Below are 6,332 nucleotides of genomic sequence, written 5' to 3' on the forward strand. Positions count from 1 at the left end.
GCATCGATGATGAACCCGGGCCGGGGCCGGGCAACGGAGGCGCGCCGGGCGGGATCAGCCTCGTCGTTCGGCGTGCGCGGTGGCGAGCAGTTCCTCGGCGTGGGCCCGGCCCGTCTCGGTGTCGCCGAGGCCGGCGAGCATGCGGGCGAGCTCCGCGACCCGCTCGGTATCGGTGAGCGCGCGCACCCCGCTGCTGACGACGCCCCCGGCGTCGTCGACCTTGTCGACGACGAGGTGGGTGTCGGCAAACGCGGCGACCTGCGGCAGGTGGGTGACCACGATGACCTGATGGGTGCGCGACAGGCGGGCCAGGCGCCGGCCGATCTCGACCGCAGCGCGCCCGCCCACCCCCGCGTCGACCTCGTCGAACACCATCGTGGCGCCGCGTTCGGACCCGGCCAGCACCACCTCGAGCGCGAGCATGACGCGGGAGAGCTCACCGCCGGAGGCGCTGCGCGCGATGGGCAGGGAGCGGGCCCCGCTGTGCGCGGCGAGCCGGAACTCGACGTCGTCGACGCCCGAGGTGCCGGCGTGCAGCACCCGCCCGCCGACCTTCAGCGGTGCGGTGTCCTGCGGCCCCGCCTCCCGGTCCCGCACCTGCACGTCCAGACTCGCCCGGCCCATCGCCAGGCCGGACAGCTCCTTGCTGACCGCCTTCGCGAGCTTGTCGGCGGCCTTCCTGCGGGCGGCGGAGAGGGCGGTCGCGGCCTCGGCGGTGGCGGCCGCCTCGCGATCGGCGCGCGCGGCGAGTTCGGCGACCGCATCGGCGGACACGTCGATCCTCGACAGCCGGTCGCGGGCCTCGCGAGCCCACTCGAGCACACCGTCGATGTCCGCGGCGTACTTGCGGGTGAGCGATTTCAGCTCCGCCTGGCGGTTCAGCAGCGTCTCGAGGACCCCCGGATCCGACGGCAGGTCCGACAGGTACCCGGACAGTTCGCCGGCGACGTCGGTGACCACCGCGATGGCCTCGTCGAGCCGGGGACCGAGCTCGCGCAGGGCCGGGTCCTCGGCCGCCTCGAGCCGCGCCCGGGACTCCCCCAGCAGATCCAGAGCCGCCGCGGCCACGTCGTCGCCGTCCCCGCCGGCGAGGGCGGCCTGCGCGCCCTGCGCGGAGTCCCGCAACGAATCGAGGTCGCCGAGCCGGCGCACCTCGGCCACGATCCGGGTGTCCTCCCCCGGCTGGGGGTCGACGGCGTCGATCTCGTCGAGCGCGAACCGCAGGCGGTCCGCCTCCTGCGCGAGCTCCCGGGACCGCTCGGTGCGTTCGATCAGCTCGGCCCGCGCGGTCAGCCACCGCTGGCGGTGCTCCTGGTACGCCGCCAGCAGCGGCGCGATCGCCTTGCCGGCGAACCGGTCGAGGGCGGCGCGCTGCTGGTCGGGCCGCAGCAGCCGCAACTGGTCGTTCTGGCCGTGCACGGTCAGCAGCGGATCGGTGAACTCCGACAGCACCCCCACCGGGACGCTGCGCCCGCCGAGGTGGGCGCGGGAGCGGCCGTCGCTGCCGACGGTGCGGACCGCGATGATGCTGCCGTCCTCGTCGCGCTGGGCGCCGGTCGTCTCGAGCAGGCGTGCCACTTCCCGCTCGACGTGGCTGGGCACTCCGCCCGCCGCGCTCGACCCGGCGTCGGCATCGATGCAGAAGCGGCCCTCCACGACGGCGCGGGAGGCGCCGACACGGACGCGGGTGGGGTCGGCGCGCGCCCCCGACAGCAGGTGCAGGCTGGTCACGACCATGGTCTTGCCGGCTCCGGTTTCGCCGGTCAGGACGGTCAGCCCGCCGTGGAACTGGGCGCCGGCCTCGGAGATGACCCCCAGATTGTCGATCCGGATCTCGGCAAGCACCTCACAGTCTCCTTCCCCGCCAGCCCTTCACCGGAAGATCGAACTTGCGCACCATGCGGTCGGCGAACGGCGCCGAGTCCAGCCGCACCCACCGCACGGGGTGCTTGCCGCGCACCACCTCGAGTCGGCCTCCGGCGGGCAGGTCCAGGGTGCGGCGGCCGTCGCAGAACACCAGCCCGTCGTGGCTGCCGGCGAGGGTCTCCACGGCGATCAACGACTCCGGACTGGTCACCATGGGCCGGGCGAACAGGGCGTGCGCGTTGCTGGGGATCACCAGCAACGCCTCGAGTTCCGGCCACACGATCGGGCCGCCGGCGGAGAACGCGTACGCGGTCGATCCCGTCGGGGTGGCGATCAGCACGCCGTCGCACCCGAACGCCGACACCGGGCGGCCGTCGACCTCGAGCACCACCTCGAGCACGCCCAGGCGGGACTTGTTCTCGAGGCTGGCCTCGTTCAGCGCCCACCCCCGGTCGACGAGCACGTCGTCGACCCGGATCGCGACGTCCAGCGTCATCCGCTCCTCGACCCGGTACTCGCGGCGCACCACCTGCGCCAGCGCCTCCTCGAGATGCTCGGCCTCGGCCTCGGCGAGGAATCCGATGCGGCCCAGGTTGATTCCGAGCACGGGCACCGCCGCGCACTGGGCCAGTTCGGCGGCACGCAGGAAGCTGCCGTCCCCGCCGAGCACGATCACCATCTCGCAGCCCCGGGCGGCGTCCGGTCCGGGTTCGACGATGCGGACCCGTCCGTCCGGGCCGGCGAGCGGACCCAGACCGGTGCTGGCGACCTCATCGTCGAGCACCCGCAGCCCGATGCCGGCCTCGCCGAAGATCTTCGCCATGCGCTGCGCCGTCGCGGCGATCTCGACCCGCCCCGAGTGGGACACGAGCAGGACCTCGCGGGTCGCCCGCTCCGGGCCGGTCGCTGCACTATCTGCGGTCACTGGGGTCCTTCCTGCACGGCTCGTTCGACGAGTTCGACCACGTCCGCGCCCAGTTCGACCGGGCCGGGTTCCCCGGCGCGCAGCCACAGGAAGTACTCGACGTTGCCGGACGGGCCGGGCAGCGGACTGGCCACCGCCCCGAGCGTACGCAGCCCCAGAGCCTGGGCCTCCCGGGCGATACCGAGGACGGCCTCGGTGCGCAGAGCCGCATCCCGGACGACGCCGCCACTGCCGACCCGCTCCTTCCCGACCTCGAACTGCGGTTTGACCATGGGCAGCAGATCCGCGCCCGGAGTCACGCACCGCACGAACGCCGGGAGCACCAGCTTCAGCGAGATGAACGACAGATCCGCCACCACCAACTCGACCGGCCCTCCGATCGCGTCCGCACCGATGTTACGCACGTTTGTTCGATCGATCACGTGGACGCGCTCATCGGACTGCAGCCGCCACACCAACTGGCCGTAGCCCACGTCGACGGCGACGACCTCGCGGGCGCCCCCGTGCAACAGGACGTCCGTGAAGCCGCCGGTGGAAGCCCCGGCGTCGAGGCACCGCCGCCCGGTGACCCGCAATCCCTGTGGGGTGAACGTCTCGAGGGCGCCGAGCAGCTTGTGCGCCCCCCGCGAGGCCCACGCCACCTCCTCGGCGACCTCCGTGACCAGCAGGGGCGCCCCCGGATCGACCTGGGTCGCGGGTTTCGTCGCGACGGTGCCGTTGACGAGGACCCGCCCCGCTGTGATCAGTTCGCCGGCGTGCTCGCGGGACCGGGCGAGGCCCCGGCGCACCAGCTCCGCGTCGACTCGCGCTCGCCGGGCCACGTCAGATCTTGTCCACGGTCGCGAGCGCCTGGACGAGCAGGTCGTGCGCCTGTTCGAGCAGCTGCGCCTGCCGCGGGATGATCTCGGACGGATCGGGCTCACCGTCGGCGGTGACGTCGCGGGCGCGCGTGAGCAGACCCTCGACCTCGATATGGATCGACGCGGGATCCACGCCCGGATGGGGGCGTGGAAGGTGTTCGCCTGGGTGTGGAATCGACGTGCTCATCGTCGACCACGCTAGTGCATGCCGGTGACGAACCGGCACACCACGCAGACCCGGCTCAGCGGGATATTCCCCACCGTGCCAGCAGTTCGTCCGTCGCCACGACCCGACCGAAACCGGGGTTGGCCCAGGCGACGTCGAGCACGGCCCGCAGCGCGGCCATCGGGTCCGCCGCGAACTCCGGTGCCAGGTGCACATCCCGTCCGTCGAACGACACCGCTCCCGGCTCGCGCGTTCCCACCCGCAGCGTGGCCGCCTCGGCGTCGAGACTCGCGAGCGAGTCGGCCACATAGGTGGGGCGCTGCTCCTCGGGCGCCCGGAGCAGGTCCGCGACCGTGCTGACGCCGGTCAGCACCAGCAACGAATCGGCGCCGACGGCGTTCGCGCCGGCGATGTCGGTGTCGAGCCGGTCGCCGACCACGAGCGGATGCGAGGCGCCGCTGCGCACGACGGCGTCCTCGAGCAGCGGCGCGGCCGGTTTGCCCGCCACCAGCGGCTCACAGCCCGTCGCCGACCTCAGGGCCGCGACCATGGAACCGTTCCCGAGCACCAGGCCCCGCTCGGTGGGCAACGTCGAATCGACGTTCGTCGCCACCCACAGGGCGCCGGAGCGCAGTGCGAGCGTCGCCTCGGCGAGGATCGCCCACCCGGTCTCCGGGGAATGCCCCTGCACGACCGCCACGGGCTCGGCGTCCGCGGAACGCACCGGAGTCAGACCGACCCCGGCGACCTCGTCGACGAGGGCTCCGGTGCCCACCACCAGCACCGGAGCGCCGGCCGGGACCCGCTCGGCCAACAGCCGGGCCGCGGACTGGGAACTGGTGACCACGTTCGACTCGTCGGCCGCGAAACCGAGTTCGCGCAGATGTTTGGCGACCTCCGCCGGGCGACGGCTCGCGTTGTTGGTGACATAGAACAGCCGCTCGGCACCCTCCGACAATGCCTCGCGGGCCCCGGGCACCGCCTCGGCGCCGCGGTAGACGGTGCCGTCCAGATCGAGCAGGAGTACGTCGTAGAGCGCCCGCAACGACGAGCCGCCGGAAGTACCGGTCACTGATCCTCTCCGGTGAGCTCGGCGACGCGTTCCTCGGCGTCGGTGTCCCCCTCCAGATCCGCCGCGGCGGCGTTGAGGAACCACGTCAATCCGTCCTCGGTACGTCCCGCAGCCACGAGTGCATCCGCGTACGCATAGAACAGGCGCGCGGCGGACGCGCCGGTGCGCGAGGCGTCCAGGTCCGGGGTCTGCAGGGTGACCACCGCCTGGTCGAACTGCCCCAGATCCATCCGGGCGCCCGCCACGACAATGCGCAGCTCGGTGGCCTCGTCGCCGATCAGCGCCCGAGCCTCGTCGCTGCGGCCCAGCTCGATCGCGCGCTCCGGCCGGCCGAGACCGCGCTCGCAGTCCGCCATGACCGCCAGCAATCCCGGTCCCCCGGCCATTCGTCGGGCGGCCCGCAACTCGGACAGCGCCTCCGCCCATTCGCCGGCGTGGTAGGCCGTGATGCCCGCTGCCTCGCGAACCACGGCGATACGGCCGGCGCGCTGCCGCGCAGCACGAGCGTGCGCCAGCGCCAGACGGGGATCGTCGTCGATCAGGCGGCCGGCCATGACCAGGTGCCGGGCCACTGCGTTGGCGTTCGACTTGTCGAGACTCAGCAGGTCCCGGCGGATGGTCGGATCGAGGTCCGACGCTTCGACGTCCTCGGGCAGGTCCGGCTCGTCCGGCCGGGCTTCGCGACGCGGAGCCGGAGCACCCTCGCGGCCACGGCTCGGGCCGAATCCGCCCTCTCCGCCACGGCGACGCGGAGCACCCCCGTCCCGCCGTTCGGGTCCGTGGCCGGCACGGGACGTACCCGTGCGCCGATCGTCACGGGTCCGATCGTCACGGGTCCGATCGTCACGCCGGTCACCGGTGCGCCGATCGTCCCGGCGGTCGTCATTTGTGCCTCGATGCGGGCGCTCGCCGCGGGAACGGTCGTCACGGGAACGGTCGTCGCGCCGCTCACCGTAGGGCCGGTCTCGCCGGTCCCCCGACGGGCGGTCGCTGTGGGGGCGCTCCGACCGGCTACTCCCGCGGGAGTCGTCCCCGGAGCCCTTGGCCGCCTCGCTTCGACGTTCGCCGCGGAAAGTGCGGTCCTCGCCGCGACGATCCGGTCGGCCGGCGAACCCCTGCCGGCGATCCTCGCCGCGGGCCGGGCCCCGGTCGCCGCCCTGGCGACGCTCGCCGCTCTCTCCGCGTCCCGACCTGGGAGTGGACCCTCCACTCCGGAAGGATCGACGCTCACCATCGTTGTCGGACACAGAAAAATCCTTTCATGAAAAACCAGAAAAACCACGAGAGGGGACCCAACTGGTGGGTCCCCTCTCGTAAACGGGTGTTCGGCGGTGTCCTACTCTCCCACACCCTGTCGGGTGCAGTACCATCGGCGCTGGAGGGCTTAGCTTCCGGGTTCGGAATGGGACCGGGCGTTTCCCCTCCGCTATGGCCGCCGTAACT

6 protein-coding genes and 1 rRNA gene are annotated in these 6,332 nt (G+C 72.9%); all 7 read right to left on the bottom strand.

Going from position 1 to position 6,332, the window contains the following annotated elements; genetic code table 11:
- Positions 1-54: 54 nt before the first annotated feature.
- Positions 55-1,845 carry a DNA repair protein RecN gene (recN, locus tag ACWPOB_RS23795; protein WP_455402326.1) on the bottom strand — a complete coding sequence of 597 codons (1,791 nt, stop codon included), beginning with the start codon at positions 1,843-1,845 and terminating at the stop codon, positions 55-57.
- Position 1,846: 1 nt separating this feature from the next.
- On the bottom strand, positions 1,847-2,791 hold the full coding sequence (locus ACWPOB_RS23800; RefSeq protein WP_100058215.1) for an NAD kinase: 945 nt from the start codon (positions 2,789-2,791) through the stop codon (positions 1,847-1,849).
- Complete coding sequence (locus ACWPOB_RS23805) at positions 2,788-3,612, bottom strand: TlyA family RNA methyltransferase (RefSeq protein WP_455402327.1); 825 nt, start codon at positions 3,610-3,612, stop codon at positions 2,788-2,790. Before ACWPOB_RS23805 ends, ACWPOB_RS23800 begins: the two co-directional genes overlap by 4 nt.
- Position 3,613: 1 nt before the next feature.
- A complete protein-coding gene (locus ACWPOB_RS23810) occupies positions 3,614-3,838 on the bottom strand; it encodes a hypothetical protein (RefSeq protein WP_455402328.1) in 225 nt (74 codons plus the stop codon).
- 55 nt (positions 3,839-3,893) lie between these two features.
- On the bottom strand, positions 3,894-4,889 hold the full coding sequence (locus tag ACWPOB_RS23815) for an HAD-IIA family hydrolase (RefSeq protein ID WP_455402329.1): 996 nt from the start codon (positions 4,887-4,889) through the stop codon (positions 3,894-3,896).
- Positions 4,886-6,136, bottom strand: coding sequence for a hypothetical protein (locus ACWPOB_RS23820; RefSeq protein ID WP_455402330.1), 1,251 nt, complete (start codon positions 6,134-6,136; stop codon positions 4,886-4,888). The genes ACWPOB_RS23815 and ACWPOB_RS23820 overlap by 4 nt, the downstream gene beginning before the upstream one ends.
- A 76-nt stretch (positions 6,137-6,212) precedes the next feature.
- A 5S ribosomal RNA gene (gene rrf / locus ACWPOB_RS23825) occupies positions 6,213-6,329 on the bottom strand.
- Positions 6,330-6,332 lie beyond the last annotated feature (3 nt).

The organism is Rhodococcus sp. 2H158, assembly GCF_053764755.1.